Origin of the sequence: Amycolatopsis alba DSM 44262 (genome assembly GCF_000384215.1) — a bacterium.
GTDB lineage: Bacteria > Actinomycetota > Actinomycetes > Mycobacteriales > Pseudonocardiaceae > Amycolatopsis > Amycolatopsis alba.
The window spans coordinates 9,567,746-9,587,712 of the sequence record NZ_KB913032.1; the positions used below are offsets into that span (position 1 = coordinate 9,567,746).

General features: G+C 69.8%; 19 protein-coding genes and 1 pseudogene. 7 read left to right on the top strand and 13 right to left on the bottom strand.

The window, feature by feature from the left end; genetic code table 11:
- The first annotated feature begins 6 nt into the window (after positions 1–6).
- Positions 7–555, top strand: a complete 549-nt coding sequence (locus AMYAL_RS0144150) for a hypothetical protein (protein WP_039796126.1) — start codon at positions 7–9, stop codon at positions 553–555.
- 153 nt (positions 556–708) lie between these two features.
- The gene (locus AMYAL_RS0144155) at positions 709–1,680 is read left to right on the top strand and encodes an EamA family transporter (protein WP_020637722.1); all 972 of its coding nucleotides are present in this window, start codon (positions 709–711) and stop codon (positions 1,678–1,680) included.
- Here the strand turns inward: AMYAL_RS0144155 and AMYAL_RS0144160 are convergent.
- Entirely contained in the window at positions 1,657–2,256 is a 600-nt protein-coding gene (locus AMYAL_RS0144160; protein ID WP_020637723.1) for a DUF305 domain-containing protein, read from the bottom strand. The two genes, AMYAL_RS0144155 and AMYAL_RS0144160, sit on opposite strands and share 24 nt — an antisense overlap.
- Positions 2,257–2,409: 153 nt before the next feature.
- Here AMYAL_RS0144160 and AMYAL_RS0144165 point away from each other — a divergent pair, with 153 nt between their 5' ends.
- Complete coding sequence (locus AMYAL_RS0144165) at positions 2,410–3,819, top strand: amino acid permease (protein ID WP_020637724.1); 1,410 nt, start codon at positions 2,410–2,412, stop codon at positions 3,817–3,819.
- Here AMYAL_RS0144165 and AMYAL_RS0144170 read toward each other — a convergent pair.
- The 7 genes from AMYAL_RS0144170 to thyX form a co-directional block, all read right to left on the bottom strand.
- A complete protein-coding gene (locus tag AMYAL_RS0144170; protein WP_026467963.1) occupies positions 3,749–5,305 on the bottom strand; it encodes a substrate-binding domain-containing protein in 1,557 nt (518 codons plus the stop codon). The two genes, AMYAL_RS0144165 and AMYAL_RS0144170, sit on opposite strands and share 71 nt — an antisense overlap.
- Before the next feature lie 233 nt (positions 5,306–5,538).
- A complete protein-coding gene (locus tag AMYAL_RS0144175) occupies positions 5,539–6,381 on the bottom strand; it encodes a pentapeptide repeat-containing protein (RefSeq protein ID WP_020637726.1) in 843 nt (280 codons plus the stop codon).
- Between the two features lie 66 nt (positions 6,382–6,447).
- The gene (locus AMYAL_RS0144180; RefSeq protein WP_026467964.1) at positions 6,448–8,145 is read right to left on the bottom strand and encodes a ribonuclease J; all 1,698 of its coding nucleotides are present in this window, start codon (positions 8,143–8,145) and stop codon (positions 6,448–6,450) included.
- The gene (gene dapA / locus AMYAL_RS0144185) at positions 8,142–9,155 is read right to left on the bottom strand and encodes a 4-hydroxy-tetrahydrodipicolinate synthase (RefSeq protein ID WP_039795012.1); all 1,014 of its coding nucleotides are present in this window, start codon (positions 9,153–9,155) and stop codon (positions 8,142–8,144) included. The genes AMYAL_RS0144180 and dapA overlap by 4 nt, the downstream gene beginning before the upstream one ends.
- A 111-nt stretch (positions 9,156–9,266) precedes the next feature.
- Entirely contained in the window at positions 9,267–10,766 is a 1,500-nt protein-coding gene (locus AMYAL_RS0144190; RefSeq protein WP_020637729.1) for a serine/threonine-protein kinase, read from the bottom strand.
- Between the two features lie 82 nt (positions 10,767–10,848).
- Positions 10,849–11,241: an ACT domain-containing protein gene (locus AMYAL_RS0144195; protein ID WP_020637730.1), complete on the bottom strand. Its 393-nt coding sequence runs from the start codon at positions 11,239–11,241 to the stop codon at positions 10,849–10,851.
- Positions 11,241–11,993 (bottom strand): FAD-dependent thymidylate synthase, encoded by a 753-nt coding sequence (gene thyX / locus AMYAL_RS0144200; RefSeq protein WP_005156312.1) that lies wholly within the window; start codon positions 11,991–11,993, stop codon positions 11,241–11,243. The genes AMYAL_RS0144195 and thyX overlap by 1 nt, the downstream gene beginning before the upstream one ends.
- A 133-nt stretch (positions 11,994–12,126) precedes the next feature.
- On the opposite strand from thyX, the gene AMYAL_RS0144205 reads away from it, so the two are divergent.
- Complete coding sequence (locus AMYAL_RS0144205) at positions 12,127–12,657, top strand: toxin-antitoxin system HicB family antitoxin (RefSeq protein WP_020637731.1); 531 nt, start codon at positions 12,127–12,129, stop codon at positions 12,655–12,657.
- A 185-nt stretch (positions 12,658–12,842) separates the two neighbouring features.
- Entirely contained in the window at positions 12,843–13,751 is a 909-nt protein-coding gene (locus tag AMYAL_RS0144210; protein WP_020637732.1) for a DUF4097 family beta strand repeat-containing protein, read from the top strand.
- Between the two features lie 539 nt (positions 13,752–14,290).
- Here the strand turns inward: AMYAL_RS0144210 and AMYAL_RS0144215 are convergent.
- The gene (locus tag AMYAL_RS0144215; RefSeq protein ID WP_020637733.1) at positions 14,291–15,511 is read right to left on the bottom strand and encodes a winged helix-turn-helix domain-containing protein; all 1,221 of its coding nucleotides are present in this window, start codon (positions 15,509–15,511) and stop codon (positions 14,291–14,293) included.
- A 111-nt stretch (positions 15,512–15,622) separates the two neighbouring features.
- Here AMYAL_RS0144215 and AMYAL_RS49000 point away from each other — a divergent pair, with 111 nt between their 5' ends.
- Positions 15,623–16,183, top strand: a complete 561-nt coding sequence (locus AMYAL_RS49000; RefSeq protein ID WP_020637734.1) for a GNAT family N-acetyltransferase — start codon at positions 15,623–15,625, stop codon at positions 16,181–16,183.
- Positions 16,184–16,249: 66 nt separating this feature from the next.
- Here the strand turns inward: AMYAL_RS49000 and AMYAL_RS50705 are convergent.
- A pseudogene (locus tag AMYAL_RS50705) lies at positions 16,250–16,657 on the bottom strand (GtrA family protein); the annotation flags it as partial.
- A gap of 149 nt (positions 16,658–16,806) precedes the next feature.
- On the opposite strand from AMYAL_RS50705, the gene AMYAL_RS0144230 reads away from it, so the two are divergent.
- A complete protein-coding gene (locus tag AMYAL_RS0144230; RefSeq protein ID WP_020637736.1) occupies positions 16,807–17,328 on the top strand; it encodes a YqaA family protein in 522 nt (173 codons plus the stop codon).
- A 25-nt stretch (positions 17,329–17,353) separates the two neighbouring features.
- Here the strand turns inward: AMYAL_RS0144230 and AMYAL_RS0144235 are convergent, their stop codons facing one another.
- The 3 genes from AMYAL_RS0144235 to AMYAL_RS0144245 are packed head-to-tail and all read right to left on the bottom strand — an operon-like array spanning position 17,354 to position 19,904.
- The gene (locus AMYAL_RS0144235) at positions 17,354–17,800 is read right to left on the bottom strand and encodes a tetratricopeptide repeat protein (protein ID WP_020637737.1); all 447 of its coding nucleotides are present in this window, start codon (positions 17,798–17,800) and stop codon (positions 17,354–17,356) included.
- Positions 17,797–18,543, bottom strand: a complete 747-nt coding sequence (gene dapB / locus AMYAL_RS0144240; RefSeq protein WP_020637738.1) for a 4-hydroxy-tetrahydrodipicolinate reductase — start codon at positions 18,541–18,543, stop codon at positions 17,797–17,799. The genes AMYAL_RS0144235 and dapB overlap by 4 nt, the downstream gene beginning before the upstream one ends.
- Entirely contained in the window at positions 18,540–19,904 is a 1,365-nt protein-coding gene (locus AMYAL_RS0144245; RefSeq protein ID WP_020637739.1) for a M16 family metallopeptidase, read from the bottom strand. Before AMYAL_RS0144245 ends, dapB begins: the two co-directional genes overlap by 4 nt.
- Positions 19,905–19,967 lie beyond the last annotated feature (63 nt).

Consider the following 19,967-nt stretch of genomic DNA (forward strand, 5'->3'; position numbering starts at 1 on the left):
GACGCCGTGAAACCGACCATCACCGAACAACAGGCGACGGAAAGGGTGGAGGGATACCTCAAAGCCGTGCTCGCCGCGCTGCCCGGCACAGCGGAGCTGAAGCCGTTCACCCGGAACAGGTCCGAATGCACCGACCCCACCGACGACGGTCCTCACGGGCGCTTCGAGATTTCCTCGACCTATGAGGTGGCCGGTCTCGAACCGGCGCGGTTCGCGGAGTACTTCGACGCCGTCGTCCAGTGGTGGTCGGCTCACGACTTCACCGTCCTGACCGATTCGCGGCCGAAGGATCAGTACGTGTTCGTCCGGAGCAACGTGGACGCCTTCGACATGTCCGTCCAGGCGAACGATCTCGGCAAGTTCTACGTCGGCGCGACCTCGCCGTGCGTCTGGCCGAACGGCACCCCCGAACCCGAGGCGCTCGAAGCCGCCGAACCCGAGCACCCCGTCGCCGCTCCCCCGGAACCGGCGCCCGCCCGCAGGCCACGGCGTGCCCCCGTCGACGACGAGGACTTCACCCAGACCAACTGGACCGACGGCGGCACCTCCTACTGACCTACTGAGCTACTGACGCGGGCACCGGGAACGCCCCGAGCGCCACGCTTGAGACGCCCAGCGTCCCGAGCGTGGCGCTCGGGGCATCCGGCCAGGGCCAGTGGCTGGGAAAAAGCGGTCGCCTTGTGGGGGGTCGGCGTCTAGCCTCCGGCGGTGACCGCCGAACTCGCCGCCGCCCCCGCCCCGCACGTCGCGCATCGCGGCCGGGGTATCACGCTGATCCTGCTCGCCGCGCTCTTCTTCGGAACCTCGGGCGTGCTGGGCAAACCGGCGATGCAGGCGGGCCTGTCACCGGAGCAGGTCGCGGCGATCCGCATCGGACTGTCGGCGATCGTCCTGCTCGCGCTCGTCGCGGTCTTCCGGCCGAACCTGCTCAAGGTGACGAAACGCGAATGGCCGTTGCTGCTGGCGTACGGCTCGCTCGGCGTGGCCGGTGTCCAGCTCATGTACTTCCTCGCGGCGGGCCGGATCCCGGTCGGGATCGCGATCCTGCTCGAGTTCACCTCGCCGGTGCTGATCGCGCTGTGGGTGCGGTTCGTGCGGCGGGTGCGGTTGCCGAAGGCGATGTGGGCGGGGATCGCGCTGGCGATGACCGGGCTCGTCCTGGTCGCTCAGGTCTGGGAAGGACTCAGCCTGGACGTCGTCGGGCTGCTCGCCGGGCTGGGCGCGGCCTTCTGCTCGGCGGGCTACTTCCTGCTCGGGGAGCGTGGCGTCGCGGACCGGGATCCGCTCGGCATGGTCACCTGGGGGATGACGATCGGCGCGGTCCTGGTCTGCGCGGTCGCCCCGCCGTGGACGATTCCGTGGGGCGTCCTCGGCGACGCGACGACGTTCGGGCCGTGGCGGCCGCCGGTGTGGTCGCTGCTGGTCGCGCTGGTGCTGATCGCGACCGTCATCGCGTACGCGACGGGCATGGCGGCGCTGCGTCACCTTCCGGCGTCGGTGGCGAGCGTCGTGGGGCTGGTGGAGCCGCTGATCGCGGCGGCGGCCGCCTGGCTGCTGCTCGGCGAGGCGCTCAGCTGGATCCAGGCCGCGGGCGCGGTGGTACTGCTGACCGGCGCGTACATCGTCCAGCTGACCACGAACGTGGTCCAGACGGACTCAACCGTGCTGGAGGCCCCGTAGGTCGCTGATCTCCTGCTGCTGCGAACGTGACGTCGTCGCGGCGAGGTCGCGCGCGTCGGGGTTGCGGCCGTGCTGGGTTTCGGCGTCGGCGATGCGGACGCCCGCCTCGCGCTGGCGAAGCAGCCGCGTGACGAACTGGCGGTCGAAGTCCTTTCCGGACAGTCCGGTCAGTGCCGCCATGTCGTCCGGGCTGAGGTACCCGTCGCGCTGGACGTGTTCGAGGTTCGGGTCGTCCGGCGCGGGCTGTCCCCAGGACTCGATGAGCCCGGAAAGCCGCGCGATCTCCGGCTCGTGCGTGTCGATGACCCGCCTCGCGAGCGCCTTCAGCTGGTCGTTCGCCGCACGGGTTTCCGCCAGAGAAGCCAGATCCACGCCCTGCTGGTGATGTGCGAGGGCCTGCCGCGCGAACGTGAGGTCGGCGTCGTTGAACGGAACGGCGGCCTGCTGCGCCATCGGTGAAGACCCGGCAGGCGCCGTCTGCGCCTGGGGTGCCTCGTCCGAGCAGCCCGCGAGCACGACGGCGGCCAGTGCCGTGGCCAGAGCGACGGGCAGGGACCGGAGGACGGCGTGCGGCATCGAAGAGCTCCTCGGAACGCGCGGTGGAGGGACCTAGGTTGGCAGAGTCCTTTTCGACCTGTTCACCGGGGGTTGCGCAAACACTTTTCCTTTCGCGCTTGCGGTGCGACAATCCCGCGATCCGCAGTCACTCCGACAGGAGGCAACCGCGAAATGGGCGCAGAAACCACCCCCGAACGAGCGGGCCTGCGCCCGGACCTGCGGCAACGCCACGTCCGGATGATCGCCCTCGGCGGGATCATCGGCGCGAGCCTGTTCATCGGCAGCGGCGCGGTCATCCACACCGTCGGCCCGGCGGCGGTCCTCTCCTACGCCATCGGCGGCCTGATCGTCGTGCTGGTGATGCGGATGCTCGGCGAGATGGCGACGGCCGCGCCGTCACAGGGTTCCTTCATGGAATACGCGCGGACCCCCCTCGGCGGCTGGGCGGGCTTCACCGTCGGCTGGCTGTACTGGTACTTCTGGGTCGGGGTGGTCGCGTTCGAGGCCGTCGCCGGCGCGAAGATCCTCCAGATCTGGATTCCCGTTGTCCCGCAATGGATCTTCTCGCTGGTACTGATGCTGCTGCTGACCGCGACCAACCTCGCCTCGGCCCGTTCGTTCGGGGAGACGGAGTTCTGGCTCGCGTCGGTCAAGATCGCCACGATCGTGGTGTTCCTCGTGGTGGGCATCCTGTTCGTGCTCGGGGCCTGGCCCGGCGGATCGTTCTCGGTCGGCACCATCGCGCAGGACGGTTTCCTCGCCAACGGCCCGTTCTCGGTGGTGCACGGCGTGGTGATCGTGATCTTCTCCTATTTCGGTGCGGAGATCGTCACCATCGCCGCCGCCGAATCGCGGGAGCCCGAAACGGCCGTACGCAAGGCGACCTCGTCGATCGTCTGGCGGGTCATCGTGTTCTACGTCGGATCCGTGACCCTGCTGGTGATGATCACGGGCTGGCGTGACATCCCGACCACGACCAGCCCGTTCGCCGCCGCGTTCGGCCGGTTCGGCATCCCCGCCGCCGAAACGATCGTCAGCGCGGTGGTGCTGACGGCCGTGTTGTCCGTGCTGAACTCGGGGCTGTACACCGCTTCCCGCATGCTGTTCGCGTTGCACGGCAACGGCTGGGCACCGAAGTGGATCGCGGACACGAACCGGCGCGGCGTGCCGTGGAAGGCGATCCTGGTGTCGACTTCGGTCGGTTACGTGGCCGTGGTGATGAATTTCGTATCACCGGACAAGATCTTCTACTTCATCATCAACTCCGCCGGGGCGGTCGCGTTGTTCGTCTACGCGATCATCGCGGGCTCGCAGCTGCGGATGCGACGCCGCCTGGAGGCCGAAGCGCCGGAACGGCTGAAGCTGCGCATGTGGGGCTACCCCTGGCTGAGCTGGCTCACCCTCGCCGGGACGCTGGCCGTGGTCGCGTCGATGCTGTTCGTGGACTCGGACACGCGCGCCCAGCTGTACCTGAGCCTGATCAGCCTGGCGGTGATCCTCGGCGTCTATTTCATCCAGCGCCGGCGATCCGGCCGAGTGCCCCGTAAAACACCTCTCCGATCTTCGCGGGATCGCGGCTGAGGAAGGTCTGGCCACCGGACGGCGCGACGAGCTGCGCGAGTTCGGTCTCGTCGGCTTCCGGGCCGATCCCGATGGCGATCAACGGCAGCGGGCGCTCCGGGTCGCGCAGCTTTCCCAGTTCGGCCATCAGTTTCTCGCGGCCGATGCCGTCGGGATCGGTGTCGCGGCCGTCGGTCATCACGATGACCAGGTTCAGCTTCCCCTGCTCCCATTCCTTGCGCGCCAGCCGATAGACGTCGAGGACGCTGTCGTAGAGCCCGGTCTGCCCGTCCGGGACGGCGCGGACCGCGCGCAACCGGTCCACCGCCTTCAGCTGCTGCCCGACCGGCGCCATCGGCAGGATCTCCCGGTAGTCACGCTCACCGTCCACTTTGGTCGCGAAAGCCAGGAAACGGATCTGTGACGCGGGTTTGAACAAGTGCAGGGCGTTCTCCGCCGCTTCCAGCGTGATCCGCAGCCGGGACTTGCCGGTGCCGGGGACCGGCGCGCTCATCGAACCGGAAACGTCGATGAGCACCTGGACCCGTGCGCTCGCGGTCACCCCGGCCCACGCGCTGAGCGCTTTGTCGACCTCGACCGCGGCCGGGATCTCGGCGCTGCGCTGCCCTTGCGCCTCGACGCGCCGATCGGTTTCGGGCAGCCGCAACGCTTGCCCGCCCGAACCGCGAAGCCCGGACTGCGTGCTGGTCGCGGAGCCGTAGAGCAGGGCACGTTTCAGTTCCGCGACGGCCCTGCCCTGCTGCGGGGTCGCGCCCGCGAGCTCGACGAACGGGTAGTCGAGCGACAGGGCAGCCGGTGAGTACGCGGCCACCAGCGCGACCTCGCCCCCGGAGAGCTCGGAGTTGTGCCGCAGCACCGCGTTCTCCGACGCCGGGTACACCGTCGGCGAGGCCCCGGCGGAGAACTTCCGGAGCAGGGCCACGTACGCGGCGGCGGGATCCACGGAGTCCTTCGCGACGTCGCGGAGCGCCAGCAGCGCGGAAACACCGACGGGGTCACGCACGGGATCCGGCATCCCGGCGGCGATCCCGGCACTGCCGAGCACATCCGCCCAGGTCAGCGATTTGCCGGGCCAGCCGAGCGCTTTCGCGACCGGCTCCTGGACCGCGAGCACCACCGGTGAACTGGCCACCGACGGCCCGGAGACGGGAGACCCGTCGGCACGCCGCAGGAACAGCGTCGAGGACGGGATCCAGGCTTGGAACCGGGGCGTCGTTCCGGGCAGTTCCCCCGCCACCTGGAGGGAATCCCTGGACTGGACGTCGAACACGACGCAGGCGAGCCCGAGGTCCTTTGCGGTCTGGGTGACGGCGGGGGCGATGTCCGGCGACGCGGCGACGGCCACCCGCACGGGCTCGCAGCCGGGATCGGACCGGGCCAGGGCCACGGCCACCCAGGTGGCCGTGCCGAGCACGGCCGCCAGCGCGAGCGCCAGCAGCGGGAGCAGCATCCGTCTTCGGGTCCGGGCGGTGGTGTGGCGTCCCATCGGCTCTCCCGGCATGGGGCTCGAGGAGCGTCCGAGGGTACGCCGCCCGCACCCCTAGGGGAAGGCTGCGACTTTCGTCGTAGAAGGACCCCACCAAGGCGGGAGGTGCCCCGGCGCGGGTCACGGAACACTTGCCCGGTAAGGAAAGCACTCGAAACCGGGGGAATCCGTGATGAACCGGCCCACTCGTGCGGAACAGCGCAAAGCCCGCAACGCCCTCTTCGGTCAGGCGGTCATGATCGCCTTCGCTCTGCTGCTGACGGCGGCCGCCGGTCGGCCTTCATCGGGATGAGCCGCGCTTGCGCGACCGGCGAGGTGACCCAAGGACGCCAGGGTGACGGCCAGGAGTGCGCGGCGCCGGGCTGCTCCACCCGCGCGTCGGAGAAGTCCGCCCGGTGCTTGAACTCGGCCTCGGCGAAGGTGGTCGTCCCGCTGAACATCGCACCGCTGAAACTGGCGACCTCGGGGAAGACCGCCGCTCGGAAGTCGGTGTCGCCGGTGAACCAGGCCCGGTCGAAATTCGCGAAGCGCCAGAACCTGGCACGCCGGAAGTTCCCGCCGACGACCACGCCGTCCCGGAAGTCGGCGTCGCTGAGATCGCACTCCTCGAAGTCCGGCTCGACGAGCACCGCGTCTCGGAGTTCCAGTTCCTCGACCTCCCAGTACTCGGCGCCCCCGGACCGCCGGAGATGCCGGGTGAGCAGGCCCTGCGCGGCGCGCCGGATCTCGAACTCTTCCTCGTCTTCGACCGGGTGACGGAAGGGCCTGCGCAGGTAAGCGCACGTCAGCTCGATGACGTCTTCCCGCACGTCGGGGTTCTCGCGCCCGCACCGCTCCAGCTCCCCGAGGCCCGCGAGGCGCTCGGCGGCGTCCTCGCTGTCCAGCATCGCGGCGAAGCCGTCCAGCATCTCGGCAAGGCGTCGCCAGTGATCCTGTTGCCGCGCCTGAACCATTCGCTCGGGCCGCAGCCGCCGGTCACGCCGGGCCCCTTCGATCCAGATCAGGCCCACATAGACCGCGCCCACGCCCAGTGCGACACCCGCCAGCGCCGCCACGACGTACACCCCCACCATCATGCGGTGATTATGCGCGTGAAGGCCCCCTCACTCGACTGAGTAAGAGGGCCTTCAGACGCGTTCGGGCTAGACGGGGATGACCGTCGGCACGATCATCGGACGGCGCCGGTAGGTGTCGGCGACCCAGCGGCCGACGACGCGGCGCACGGCCTGCGCGATGCGGTGCGTGTCGGTGATGCCCTCGGCTTCGGTCCTCGCGAGTTCCATCTCCACCATCGGGAGCACGGCGTCGAGCGCCTTCGGATCGTCGGAGAACCCGCGACCGGACACCGTCGGACGGGTGACCGCCCGGCCGGTGCTGGTGTCCACGGCGACCGTGATGGCGATGAAGCCACCCTCGCCGAGCACGAGCCTGTCGGACAGCGTCGACTCGCCGACGTCGCCGACCGAGAGGCCGTCGACGTACACGTGCCCGACCTCGACCCGGCCGGTCCGCGAAGCCTTGCCGTCGACGAGGTCGACCACGACCCCGTCTTCGGCGATGACCACGTTCTCCGGCGCGACGCCGGTGCGGACGGCCAGCTCGCCGTTGGCCCGCAGATGCTTCCACTCGCCGTGCACCGGCATGACGTTGCTGGGGCGCACCGCGTTGTACAGGTACAGCAGCTCGCCCGCCGACGCGTGCCCGGACACGTGCACCTTGGCGTTGCCCTGGTGCACGACGTTCGCGCCGAGCCGGGTGAGGCCGTTGACGACGCCGAAGACGGCCGTCTCGTTGCCGGGGATCATCGAGCTGGCCAGGACGACGGTGTCACCGGCGCGGATCGAGATCTGCCGGTGCTCGCCACGCGCCATCCGCGACAGCGCCGAAAGCGGCTCGCCCTGCGAACCGGTCGACACGAACAGCACCTTGCTCTCGGGCAGGTCGCTGGCCTGGTCGAGGTTGACCAGCAGGCCGTCGGGCACGTTCAGCAGGCCGAGGTCGGCGGCGATGCCCATGTTGCGGACCATCGACCGGCCGACGAAGGCGACCCGGCGGCCGTGCCGCACGGCGGCGTCGAGCACCTGCTGGACGCGGTGCACGTGGCTCGCGAAGCAGGCGACGATGACGCGCTGGCCGACCTTGCGGACGACGTCGTCGAGCACCGGGCCGATGTCGCGTTCCGGCATGACGAACCCCGGCACCTCGGCGTTGGTCGAGTCGACGCAGAACAGGTCCACGCCCTCGTCGCCGAGCCGGGAGAACCCGGCGAGGTCGGTCAGCCTGCCGTCGAGCGGGAGCTGGTCGAGCTTGATGTCACCGGTGTGCAGCACGACCCCCGCGGGGGTGCGGATGGCCACCGCGAGCGCGTCCGGGATCGAGTGGTTGACCGCGAAGAACTCGAGGTCGAACGCGCCGACCTTGCGGCGCTCACCCTCGCGGACCTCGATCAGGTTCGGCCGCTGACGGTGCTCCTTGGCCTTGGCCGCGAGCAGCGCGTTAGTGAACCGGGATCCGTAGATCTTCAGGTCAGGGACGAGCCGCAGCAGGAACGGGACGGCGCCGATGTGGTCCTCGTGCCCGTGGGTGAGGACGAGGCCGTCGATGTCCTCGAGCCGGTCTTCGATGGCGCGGAAGTCGGGCAGGATCAGGTCGACGCCGGGCTGGTCGTCTTCGGGGAAGAGGACCCCGCAGTCGACGATCAGCAGACGGCCGCCGAATTCGAAGACGGTCATGTTGCGGCCGACTTCGCCGATCCCGCCGAGCGCGACCACGCGCAAGGCGCCTTCGGGCAGCGCCGGCGGCGGGGTGGTCGGTCCGGGTCCGGTTGGCAATGAACTCACCGAGGCATGGTCCCTACGCTGGTGTGTGAGGTCGGCGCCGTATAGGCCGCCGCTGAATCTGCTTGTGCCACTCGTGCACCATGCCAGTCACTGGCATCACTGTCGCCGAGCGGCACGCCCCCCTGGGCGAGATCGGCGGAAATCGCCTGGAGCTGGTCTTCGCTCGCGGCCACGATGGGCAGCCGCGGGTCGCCGATGTCGAAACCGCGCAGCCGCAGGGCCGCCTTCGAGAAGGCGACGCCGCCGACACGGGACATCGCCCGCAGGACCGGCAGCATGCCGCGGTGGTTGGTGCGCGCGGTGGAGGTGTCGCCGGATTCGTAGGCGTCCATCATGCCACGGATGCGGCCCGCCACGACGTGCCCGATCACGCTGACCACGCCCGCGCCGCCGACCGAGACCCACGGCAGGTTGAGGCCGTCGTCACCGGAGTAGTAGGCGAGCTGCGAGTTCGCGATGACCTCGGAGCCGGCGATCAGATCGCCCTTGGCGTCCTTGACCGCGAGGATGCGCGGATGCTCGGCGAGCCGCAGCAGCGTGTCGACCTCGATGGGGACGATCGAGCGCGGCGGGATGTCGTAGAGCATCACCGGCAGGCCGGTGGTGTCGGCGACCGTGGTGAAGTGCGCGTAGAGCCCGGCCTGGCTGGGCCGCGAGTAGTAGGGCGTGACGACGAGGATGCCGTGGGCGCCCGCCGCTTCGGCCTGCTTCGCCTGCTCGATGCTGTGCGCGGTGTTGTTCGTGCCGGCCCCGGCGACGATCGTCGCGCGGTCACCGACGGCTTCGACGACGGCGCGGACCAGCTCGGCCTTTTCGGCGTCGGTCGTCGTGGGGCTCTCGCCGGTCGTGCCGTTCACGACGAGACCGTCGTTGCCCAGTTCCACGAGGTGTTCGGCCAGCTCCTGTGCCCGCTTCAGGTCCAGCGCGCCGTCGGCGTCGAAGGGGGTGGCCATCGCGGTGAGCACGCGCCCGAACGGTCTTCCCGGCGCTGCGGTGGGTGGAGTGGACATGCTGTGAAGGTACCTCCTGCGACTGCCGAACCCCCTGCCGACGTGGTCGTTCCCTACGAATGCGGGAGATTTTCCGTGGCGAAGGCGAACTCGGCGCAAACTCTCTGTGACCTATTTGACCTTGGTGGTGATCTGCGTCGGGATCTGGCTGCCGTCGGTCTTGGCGAGCAGGCAGAGGAACCCGCGGGAGTAGTTCCGCTCCTCCTCGCTGGGCGGACGGTTCCATTCGGCCTCGGTCGGCACGACGGGCCGCCAGATCAGTGTCGACCGCTGCTGCGCCGGGACGACGTCCGAGTTGAAGGTCGCCGAGCAGATCGCCTCGGCGATCCGGTTCACCGTCTCCGCGCCGGGATACGCCACGACCTTGGCGTCGTCGTCGGAGGAGGACTCGACGTCGAGCAAGCTGCGCTTCGCGAAGACCTCCATCAGGTGATCGTCACTGCAACTGGTCCCGTTGTTCAGATTGATGCCCTCTTTGAGGGGCACGTTGTAGCAGTCCCCGGAGGAACCGAGCTTGACCTGGCCGTTGATGCCGTAGGTCAGCGTGGGCTGTGCCTGCGTGTTCCCGGCGGGCGTGGCCATCCAGCGGCCGAGGAAGATGCCGCCGACCAGCGCGCCGATCACGGCGACCGCGGCCAGGCTGAGCCACAGCGGACGGAGGTTGCGCTTCGCGGGGGCGGGCGCGAGCCGGGTCATCGGCTGTCCTGGCTGCATCATCGCCGTGCCGCCCGAGGGCGGGGTCGGCTGGGCCTGCACGCCCTGTGCCGCCGAAAGCAGGCTGCGGACCTGGTCGTAGGACATCCGCGCTTCGGGCTTGGTGACCAGGAGGCCGAGGATCGCGGCGGCCAGCGGGCCCTGGACCCTGGTCAGGTACGGCGCCTCGGTCATGATCGCGTGCAGTGTCGCCGCGGTGGTCGAACGCTCGAACGCGACGATGCCCTCGGCGGCGAAGAACAGGGTCGTGCCCAGGGACCAGAAGTCCGATTCGGGCATCGCGTCGCGGCCTTCGACCCGTTCCGGCGCCATGAACGCGGGCGAGCCGACGATCATGCCGCTGGTGGTCAGGCGCGGGTCGTCCGCGGCGTGCGCGATGCCGAAGTCGGTGAGCTTCACCCGGCCGTCCGGGGCGACCATGATGTTCGCCGGTTTGACGTCACGGTGCACGATCCCGGCGCCGTGCGCGGCGCGCAGCGCGGACAGCACCCGCTCCCCCACCAGCGCCACCTGCTGGGCGGGCAGGGGTCCGTGCTCGCGGACCAGATCGGCCAGCGTCGGCGCCTCGACCAGCTCCATCACGATGTACGTGGCGCCGTTCTCGGTGACGACGTCGTACACGGTGACCACGGCCGGGTCGTTGAGGCGCCCGCCGGAGCGGACCTCGCGCAGCATCCGCTCCGAAAGCACCGAAGCGTCCTCGGGCGCGTTGGGGAACTTCAGCTCCTTGATCGCCACCTGGCGGCCGATCACCTGGTCCTGGGCACGCCAGACGATCCCCATCCCGCCGCGGCCGAGCTCGCCCAGCAGGGCGTACCGGCCGGCGACGATCCGCGCGCCGGCGGCCTGATACGTCTGCTGGGGCGGCCCGTACGGACGGGTCTGTTCGTCGGTCAAGGTTCGGTGCTCCTTCGGTTCGCGCCGGATGCTGACTCGGACCCGTTCGCGCCCCGAAAGGTTCCTTCGCCGAGCTCGTGAATCAGAGCGTGACCTCGTGGCCGGATTCCCGGAGCGCCTTCACCGCGCGTTCCAGTTCGGGAGCCCGGACCAGCACGTGGTCGGTGTCGAAAGTGGACAGCGAGAACAGCGCCACCCCGGCGGCGGCCAGCTCGCTCGACAGCGCCGCGATGATGCCGGTCAGCGTGAAGGCCAGCGGCCCGCGGACCGACAGCAGCCGCCAGCCGTCCTCGACCGTGGCCCCGGCAGGCGCGAGACCGGCCGGGCAGATCACCGACAGTTCTTCGGGCGTCCGCGTGATCGAGATCAGCACGGGCTCGCCGGGGTCGAGCAGGTTCGCCGGAACCGGCGCGTCCGGGGCGAGGCGGGCGACCGCGTACTCGCCGGGCCGGACGTCGATCGCGAGGCGTCGCATCAGCCTTCGAGCACCTTCGGGCTGGACGCGACCTCGGTGCCGTCGGGCAGCGCGGAGATGGTGAAGTCCGCGAACACGTTGCCCGAGGCCTTCTGCAGCTCGCGCAGGCAGTCGATGGCCAGGGCGCGGATCTCGACGTCGGCGTGCTCGGTGGCGCGCATCGCGATGAAGTGCCGCCAGGCGCGGTAGTTGCCGGTGACGACGATGCGGGTCTCGGTCGCGTTCGGGAGCACGGCGCGGGCGGCCTGGCGGGCCTGCTTGCGGCGCAGGGTCGCGCTCGGCACGTCGGCGAACTTCTCCTCCAGCCCGGCGAGAAGCTCGGTGTAGGCGTCGACGGCGGCCTGTGAGGCGGCGAGGAACTTCGCGTGCAGCTCCGGGTCCTGCGCGATGACGTCGGGCTCGACGAACGCGGCGTCGCGCTCCGGGACGTAACGCTGCGAAAGCTGCGAGTACGAGAAGTGCCGGTGACGGATCAGCTCGTGCGTCAGCGACCGGGAGATCCCGGTGATGTAGAAGCTGACGGACCCGTGCTCCAGCACCGACAGGTGGCCGACGTCGATGATGTGCTCGAGGTAGCCGGCGTTGGTGGCCGTCTTCGGGTTCGGCTTCTTCCAGGACTGGTAGCAGGCCCGGCCCGCGAATTCGGCCAGCGCCTCACCACCGTCGGCATCGGTCGACCACGGTACGTCCGACGGCGGGAAGAACTCCGTCTTCGCGATCAGTTGAACCTTGGGTGACACGGTCTCGGCCACGTTCGCACTCCCTTTCGACCCCTGCTCCACGACTCCAAGCAGCGTAACCGCAGCCCTCCCTGACACCCCGGCGACATCACGGTGACGTCAGCGCCTCCTTGACTGACATCACAAGTGACGTCATAGTGGTGTCATGGATCTGACGCCGTACATCACAAGCCTTCGCGAGGACCTCGCGAACACGGCTTCGGCCGGCGACGAGCAGACGCGGCGCGCTGCCGCGCTGCTGTCGTCGGCGCTGGAGCCGGCCGCCCGGCTGACCATCATGAACGCCCTCGCCGACCTGGCCGCCGAAGTGACTTCGGCACTGCCAGGACACGCCGTCGACGTCCGGCTCGACGGCCGCGACGTGCGCGTCGTCGTCACCGGCTCGCCCTCCGCGGAGGGCGCCGAGCGGTCCGCGCCCCGCCAGGAGGCGCCGCGGGATGCCCCGCGCGCACCCAAGGTGGACACGGGTGACATCACCCGCATCACGCTGCGCCTGTTCGAGCAGGTCAAGGGCCAGGCCGAAGCCGCGGCCGCCTCGCAGGGCGTTTCGCTGAACACGTTCGTCTCGCAGGCCGTCCAGGGGGCGCTGGGCAAGAGCGGTAGCGAGCACTGGCAGTACAAGCAGAAGCCGGGCGGCGGTGCCGGTTCGCACCTGCACGGCTGGGTCCAGGGCTGAGGCCTGTGGGCGGAGCTGAAGACACACTTCGAAAGCGGCCAAACGCGTGAACCCGCCCCGGCCGAAGGCCCCGCTATCGCGGTGGCAGGGCGCCTTCATCCGCCACCGTGACGGAGAAGACCAAGCAGCGTCCTGCCGACGTCGATCGCGGTCGCGGGTTCACCACCAGACACTGAGGGACGGAAATGACCGAGGAAAGCACTCCCGCGGGTGAAGAGATCGTGCGCGTCGAGGACTTCGAGGCCGAGGGCCCGATCGAGATCGACGTGAGCGTGGCCATCGGCCGGGTGACCATCGACCTGACCGGCGAAAGCGGTGTCCACGCCGAGGTCCGCCGCGACGGCGGCGAGCAGCAGCCGTGGGTGGACGGGATGACGAGCCTGCTCAGCTGGGTCGGGGAACGCTTCGGCGACCAGCTCGGCACCGACCCCCGCGGCTCTGTGGGTGACGCCGTGGCGCAGACGCGGATCGAGAAGGTCGGCAACCGGCTGGTCGTCCAGGCGCCGAAGGCCTGGCAGCTGAAGAACATCCCGCTCGCCGTGACCGTCCGGGCACCCGCCGGTTCGCATCTGGAGGTGCGGGCCGGGGCGGCCGACGTCACGGTGACCGGTTCCGCCGGACGCGCCGACCTCCTCACCGGCGCCGGCAAGATCGGCCTGGAGCGGGCCGACGGTTCGGCGATCGTCCGCACCGGCACCGGCGACGTCAAACTCGGGCCGACACTGTCCGGCCTGCAGTTGCGCACCGGCAGCGGCTCCGTCGAAGCGGCCTCGGTGAACGGTTCGGCCACGGTCGCGACCGGTACCGGTGACGTCTGGCTCGGCGAGGTCGCGGGCGAGGTCCTGGCGCGCACCGGCAGCGGCGACCTCTCGGTGGCGGACGCCGCCTCCGGGTCGCTGGAGCTGACCACCGGCTCGGGCGAGGTCCGGGTCGGGATCCGCGGCGGCGTCCAGGCGGAGATCGACCTCTCGTCGACCACCGGGTCCGTGTCGAGCGAGCTGGAAGTCGCGGAGACCGCTCCTTCCGAGGTCTCGCTGAAGGTGCGGGCGCGCACCGGCACCGGCGACGCGAAGGTGACCAGCGCGGCCCGGTGAGGCCGCGGACTGCAGGGGGATCGAGGGACCTTTGCTCTCACTTTTCCACGGGGGTGAGAGCAAAGGTCCCTCGTGTGCCGGGCTCGTGGGCAGGGTGACGCGACACCGCACGAGAGTTCCGTGCCCAAGCACGCGAGTCACGTCCCTGATCACGCCAGTCACGCCTTCGACCCCAGTGAGCGGCCGTCCTCGTGAGTGTTCAGGACGGTTGGAGCAGGCGGTGTCTTAGGTGCCTGCTGGATTGTGGCCGCGGTTGATCACGGGGTCCGCCGCGTGGCGTCCATCTGGACACGCGTGTCGTCCCTTCCGTCACGCGAGTCCGCAGCCGCAGGTGTCGCGAAAGCCACTTTCGCGACACCTGATGTCCCGAAAGTGGCTTTCGCGACACTGCCCGGCCTCACTGGACGCGGGGTCAGCCGGGCAGGGCCGTGAACGAGCCAGAGCGCACGGGTGTCCTGAAGGCCCCCTTTGAGAAGTTCAACGCCTCAAAGGGGGCCTTCAGGACACCGCGACAACCGCCCTAGCCACTCACGAGGCCTCTAGCGCACGAGGCGCGAGAGGACGGGGGCGAGATCGCCCCGCTTCCCCACCGCGACCCCGTCCAGCCCCTGCCACTCGGCCATCAGCCGCAGCTCGCCCGCCAGCTCGCTCGCGACCCGCGCGACGTCCACCCCTGGCTCGGCGAAGGCGCCCTGGACGCGAAGCACCCCGGCGGCACGATCGCATTTGAGGTCGACGCGGCCGACGAGTTCGCCGTCCAGCAGGAACGGGAACACGTAATAGCCGTAGATCCGCTTCGGCTCGGGTACGTAGATCTCGATGCGGTAGAAGAAGTCGAAGATGCGCTCGGTCCGCGCGCGTTCCCAGATCAGCGGGTCGAACGGCGACAGCAGCGCGCGGCCGGTGACCGCGCGAGGCGCCTTCGCCGCGACGTGCCGGTACGCCGGGGCGGGCCAGCCGTCCACGGTCACCGGTTCCAGCACACCCGCGTCGACCAGTTCGGCCACGGCCCGCTTGCTGACGTCGGGGCCGAGCCGGTAGTAGTCCCGCAGGTCCGGTTCGGTGCCGATGCCCAGCGCGACGGCCGCGCGGGTGATCAGTTCGCGGGCGCCTTCCTCCGGGCTCACCCTCAGCGACAGGATCTCCGGCGGCACGACACGTTCTGTCAGGTCGTACAGCCGCTGGAACGACCGGCGCGTGCCGGTGGTCAGCTGCCCCATGCCGAACAGCCACTCGCAGGCCTTCTTGACCTCCGAACGCTCCCACCATGAGCCGGGCTTGTAGCCGCCCGAATCGCTTTCCAGCGCGCGCTCGATGTCGCCCGCGCCGATCGGTCCCTGTTCCTTGACCACGGCGAGAATGTCGTCCACCAGCTGGGGCGTCTGCTCCAGCACGCGGGCGTAGTTCGTCCACCAGCCCATGCGTTTCGCCCCGGACCGCAGCAACGGCCAGTCCGCCACCGGCAGCAGGCTCGCCTCGTGCGCCCAGGACTCGACCAGCATCCGGGGTTTGCGCGCGGAATGGGACCAGGCCGCGTCGTCCACCAGCGCGGGCTCGTACGCGCCGAGCCGGGAGAAGATCGGCATGTAGTGCGCGCGGACCGCGACGTTCACCGAATCCAGTTGCAGCAACTGGGTTCGCGACAGCACGCGCTGCAGATGCCGTCTCGTCACCGCCCCGCTTGGACGTGCTTCGGCGAATCCCTGCGCGGCCAGGGCGATCCGGCGCGCGGCCGGTCCGCTGATGGTCGAAGTGCTCATCGTCGGAATGGTGCCATCCGCCACCGACAGTTTTCGGCGGCAGGCTAACTCCACCTTCCTCCCCACCCCACCCTCAACGGATTGAGCTTCGCTCCGCTGTAGGTTTCCAGCATGGCCGCCGCCGAAGTCCGCCCCGCAGTCGTGTCCGACGCCCCCGAGATCGCCCGCATCCAGCGCGATACCTGGCGAAGCGCGTACACGGAATTGCTCGGCGAAGCGGCCGTCGCCGGACTGGACCTCGCGGAGCTCGAAGAGACCTGGGCCGAGACGATCGCGTACGCGGGCACGCGCGTCTTCCTCGCCACCGAAGGAGAGTTCACCGTCGGTTTCTGCGTCGTCGGCCGGGCTCCGGAGAGCGAAGTGGCCACCGCCGACGGAGCGCTGCCCGACGACGCTTCGACGACGGCGCTCATCGCCTCACTGCTGGTCGAGCCGCGCTGGGGACGGCGCGGGCACGCGGGACGGCTGCTGGCGAACGCGTCCGCCTGGCTGCGCGAAGACGGCGCCACCCGCGGGATCAGCTGGGTCGCCCAGACCGATCACGCGTCATTGGGCTTCTTCCGCCGCGCGGGCTGGTCCCCCGACGGGACCGTCCGCATCCTCGACACCGGAAGCACGAACGTGCGCGAAGTCCGGCTCACCGGCGGCCTCGACTTCGAGCTCACTCCCTGACTTCGCGAACACGACCCACCGCATCACCGAGTACATGAAGACGCCTTCGCACGCCCCGGCGATGAGCCTGGACAGGCGGTAGTCGACGCCCAGCGCGGCCAGTCCCGCGCCGACGCCGAGCAAGAACGCCAGATAGTTGATGACGATCGCGACGACGTACAGCACCGCCTGCCTGCCCACGGGCGCGTGCGAGCGGAAGTTCATGCTGCGGTTGAGCACGAAGCTCAGCCCGAACGCCACCCCGTACGCGAGCGTGATCGCCAGCCACACCGGCAGCCCGAGCCAGCCGCGAAGCAGGGTCAGCAGAAGCAGGTCGACCCCGAAGGTGAACCCGTTGATGAGCGCGAAACCGAGGAAACTCGGCGCCACCAGCCGGGCAAGCCCGAAAGGAAGGCGCCGGACCACGGCCGCGCAGAAGTCGGCGAAGCGATCCGCGAAACCTTTGCCGCGGACCGCGTCGTGCACGTCGGCCACCCGTTCAGGATGGCAGCGGCAGGTGGCCGCGAGCCGACGTACAGGTGATCTTCTGGTGCGCGCCCGAGGCCGGTAACGGGGGCTGGCCCCAGTGCGACCCGTATTTCAGCTGATAACTTGGAGAGAACGAAGATAACGGGGAGGCAACGATGGTGGGCTGGTTGCTCCTGTCGTTCGGCGTCGCCTTCGGTTCGGCGATCCTGCCCGTGGTCAGTGTCGAGATGTTCCTCATCGGTCTGTGCGCCAGCCAGCCGACGATGCCGTGGCTGCTGCTCGGCGCCATCGTCGCGGCCGGTCAGGTCGGCGGGAAGACGCTCTACTACCTCGCCGCGAAGGGCACGATAAAGCTGCCGAAACCTCTGCACGATCGCCTGCACCGGGAGCGGCCGCCCACCCCGCGCCGGGAACGGTGGCGGGCGCGCACCAAGAAGATGCGCGCCCGGCTCGACGCCCTCCGTGAACGCTGCCACCGGCATCCGCACTGGATGGCGGGCACGTACGGGGTGAGTTCGATTCTCGGGCTGCCGCCGTACATGGCCACGAGCGTGCTGGCGGGACTGGTGAAGATGCCGCTGGCGAGCTTCCTGGCCACCGGTTTCCTCGGCCGCTGGCTGCGGTTCAGCCTGCTGGCCGCGTCACCTGCCCTGTTCGCCGGCTGGTTCCACTACTGAGCTGAAGGGGACAGCGTCCTTCAGCTCAGCGAGAGCCGGCTTCGAGTTCGACGGCGCGCCGCATGGTGGCGCGGGCCCGCTTCCGGTCCCCCGCGATCTCGTACGCGTAAGCCAGCCGGTACCAGACGCGCCAGTTCTCCTGGTCCGCCTCGACCTCGGCACGGCGCTCGTCGAACCACGCGTCCGCGGCGTCGCGATCCACCCGGCCCGAAGGCCGCCGCGGCAGGTCGGACACGTCGGGCAGGCTGCCTTCCTCGTCCAGCCGCCGTGAAAGCCGCTGGATCTGGACGCCGGATCGCCACGTGGTCACGATGATCCAGACCCCGAGCAGCGGCAGCAGCAGGACACCGATACCGAAGAGCACCGGAACCGTCTCGCCGGTGCCCAGCAACGCGATCCCCCGGCCTGCCAGCAGAACGACGTAGACCGCGAGGGCCGCCGTCATCACCAGCGCGAAATTGCGGGCCCTCACAGGTCGAGGATGTTCTCGAGTCCGACCGTCAGGCCGGGCCGCGTGAGCACCGAGCGCACGCCGAGCAGCACACCGGGCATGAACGACGTGCGGTGCAACGAGTCGTGCCGGATGGTCAGGGTCTCCCCCTCGCCGCCGAACAGGATCTCCTCGTGCGCCACCAGGCCGGGCAGCCGCACCGAGTGCACGCGGACGTCGTCGACGAGCGCGCCGCGGGCACCGTCCACTTCGGACGTCGTCGCGTCTTCGCCGGGCGCGAGACCGGCTTCCGCGCGGGCCTCGGAGATCAGCCGGGCGGTATGCGCGGCGGTGCCCGACGGCGCGTCGGCCTTGCGGTTGTGGTGCAGCTCGATGACCTCGGCCGAGTTGTAGAACCGGGCCGCCTGCTGGGCGAAACGCATCGCCAGCACCGCGCCGAGGGCGAAGTTCGGCGCGATGAGCACGCCGAGCGACGGGTCGGCGGCGAGCCACGAACGCAGCTTCTCCAGCCGCTCCCCGCTGAACCCGGTGGTGCCGACCACGGCGTGGATCCCGTTGCCGGTCAGGAACTCCAGGTTGCCCATCACCGCGTCGGGATGGGTGAAGTCGACGACGACCTGTGCCTGCTTGAGCGCCGAGAAGTCGTCACCGGCGTCGAGCGCGGCGACGAGCTCCATGTCGTCGGCGCCGTTGACGGCGTTGACCACTTCCTGGCCCATCCGGCCGCGTGCGCCCAGCACACCGACGCGAATTCCAGCGGTCATGATGCGATCACCTCGTGCAGATCGTCCGGCAGGTCGTCGGCGTGAGCGTACGGCCCGACGACCGCCGCCGCCGACACGCCACCAGGGCGACGCAGCAGAGTGCGAGCGAGCGCACAGACCTCTTCGGTGGTGACGGCGTCGATCCGTGCCACCGTGTCGTCGACGCCGAGATAGCGGCCGTAGTTCAGTTCGTTCTTGCCGATGCGCGACATCCGCGACGAGGTGTCCTCGAGACCGAGCACGAGCCCGCCCCGTAGCTGCCCCTTCGCCCGCATGACCTCGGCTTCGCTCAGCCCGTCCTTGCCGACGAGTTCGAGCACCTCGCGGATGACCCCGGCGACCTCGCCGAGCTTCTCCGGCTGACAGCCCGCGTACACGGCCATGTGCCCGGCATCGGCGTAGCTCGCGACGGACGAGTACACCTGGTACGCCAGCCCGCGCTTCTCGCGGACCTCCTGGAACAGGCGCGAGCTCATCCCGCCGCCGAGCGCGGCGTTGAGCACCGACTGCGCGAACCGCCGCTCGTCGTGCCGCGGCAGTGACCGCAGGCCGAGCATCACGTGCGCCTGCTCGGTGTCGTCGGTGTGCAAGGCGAGTTTCGGCGCCATCGCGATCCGTGCGCGCCCGCCCCGCGGCGGCACCGGGGTCGCCGTCCCGGTCAGTTTGGTGCGCAAAGCCTTGCGCACCAAGCGAAGCACCTGGCCGTGCTCGATGTTCCCGGCGACGGCGAGCACCATTCGCGGCAGCGTGTAGCGGCGCCGGTAGAACCCGCGCAGCGCCGAAGCGGACATCTCGATGATGGACTTCTCGCTGCCGAGCACCGGACGGCCCAGCGCGTGATCGCCCAGGATCGCGCCGACGAACGTCTCGTGCAGCAGGTCTTCGGGGTCGTCGTCCCGCATCGAGATCTCTTCGAGCACGACACTGCGCTCGGTCTCGACGTCCTTGTCCGTGCACAGCGCCTCGAACACGACGTCGGTGACGAGGTCCATCGCGAGCGGCAGGTCCTCGTCGAGCACCTGCGCGTAGTAGCAGGTGTGCTCCTTCGCGGTGAACGCGTTGAACTCCCCGCCGACCGCGTCGATCTCCTCGGCGATCTGGGTGGCGTCACGGTTCGCGGTGCCCTTGAACAGCAGGTGTTCGAGGTAGTGCGCCGCGCCTTCGACCGACGACGGCTCGTCACGCGAGCCGACGCCGACCCACAGCCCGACCGTCACCGACCGGGACGCGGGAACGTGCTCGGTGATGACCCGGAGGCCACCGGCCAGCACACTGCGCTTGACCACCGCACCGTCCGAAGTGGACTCTAGCGTGCGGGTGCTGCCGACGGGCTGTTCGTGCCCGGAGATCTGACGCGCCAACGGATCCCTTACTCACATGTCATGAAAGGGCCGTTCAGGACAGCCAGTGCCCCGAACGACCCT

Bases quoted from the DNA above. Each gene is read 5' to 3' on its own strand.
- AMYAL_RS0144195 (WP_020637730.1), bottom strand. From the start codon at position 11,241: ATGCGACGCCTCGCGATCGACGTCCGGCCCGGCGAGTACGCGGTCGCC.
- AMYAL_RS0144175 (WP_020637726.1), bottom strand. From the start codon at position 6,381: ATGATGGTGGGGGTGTACGTCGTGGCGGCGCTGGCGGGTGTCGCACTG.
- AMYAL_RS49000 (WP_020637734.1), top strand. From the start codon at position 15,623: ATGGCCGCCGCCGAAGTCCGCCCCGCAGTCGTGTCCGACGCCCCCGAG.
- AMYAL_RS0144205 (WP_020637731.1), top strand. From the start codon at position 12,127: ATGGATCTGACGCCGTACATCACAAGCCTTCGCGAGGACCTCGCGAAC.
- AMYAL_RS0144230 (WP_020637736.1), top strand. From the start codon at position 16,807: ATGGTGGGCTGGTTGCTCCTGTCGTTCGGCGTCGCCTTCGGTTCGGCG.
- dapB (WP_020637738.1), bottom strand. From the start codon at position 18,543: ATGACCGCTGGAATTCGCGTCGGTGTGCTGGGCGCACGCGGCCGGATG.
- AMYAL_RS0144165 (WP_020637724.1), top strand. From the start codon at position 2,410: ATGGGCGCAGAAACCACCCCCGAACGAGCGGGCCTGCGCCCGGACCTG.
- AMYAL_RS0144215 (WP_020637733.1), bottom strand. From the start codon at position 15,511: ATGAGCACTTCGACCATCAGCGGACCGGCCGCGCGCCGGATCGCCCTG.
- AMYAL_RS0144170 (WP_026467963.1), bottom strand. From the start codon at position 5,305: ATGGGACGCCACACCACCGCCCGGACCCGAAGACGGATGCTGCTCCCG.
- dapA (WP_039795012.1), bottom strand. From the start codon at position 9,155: ATGTCCACTCCACCCACCGCAGCGCCGGGAAGACCGTTCGGGCGCGTG.
- AMYAL_RS0144210 (WP_020637732.1), top strand. From the start codon at position 12,843: ATGACCGAGGAAAGCACTCCCGCGGGTGAAGAGATCGTGCGCGTCGAG.
- AMYAL_RS0144160 (WP_020637723.1), bottom strand. From the start codon at position 2,256: ATGCCGCACGCCGTCCTCCGGTCCCTGCCCGTCGCTCTGGCCACGGCA.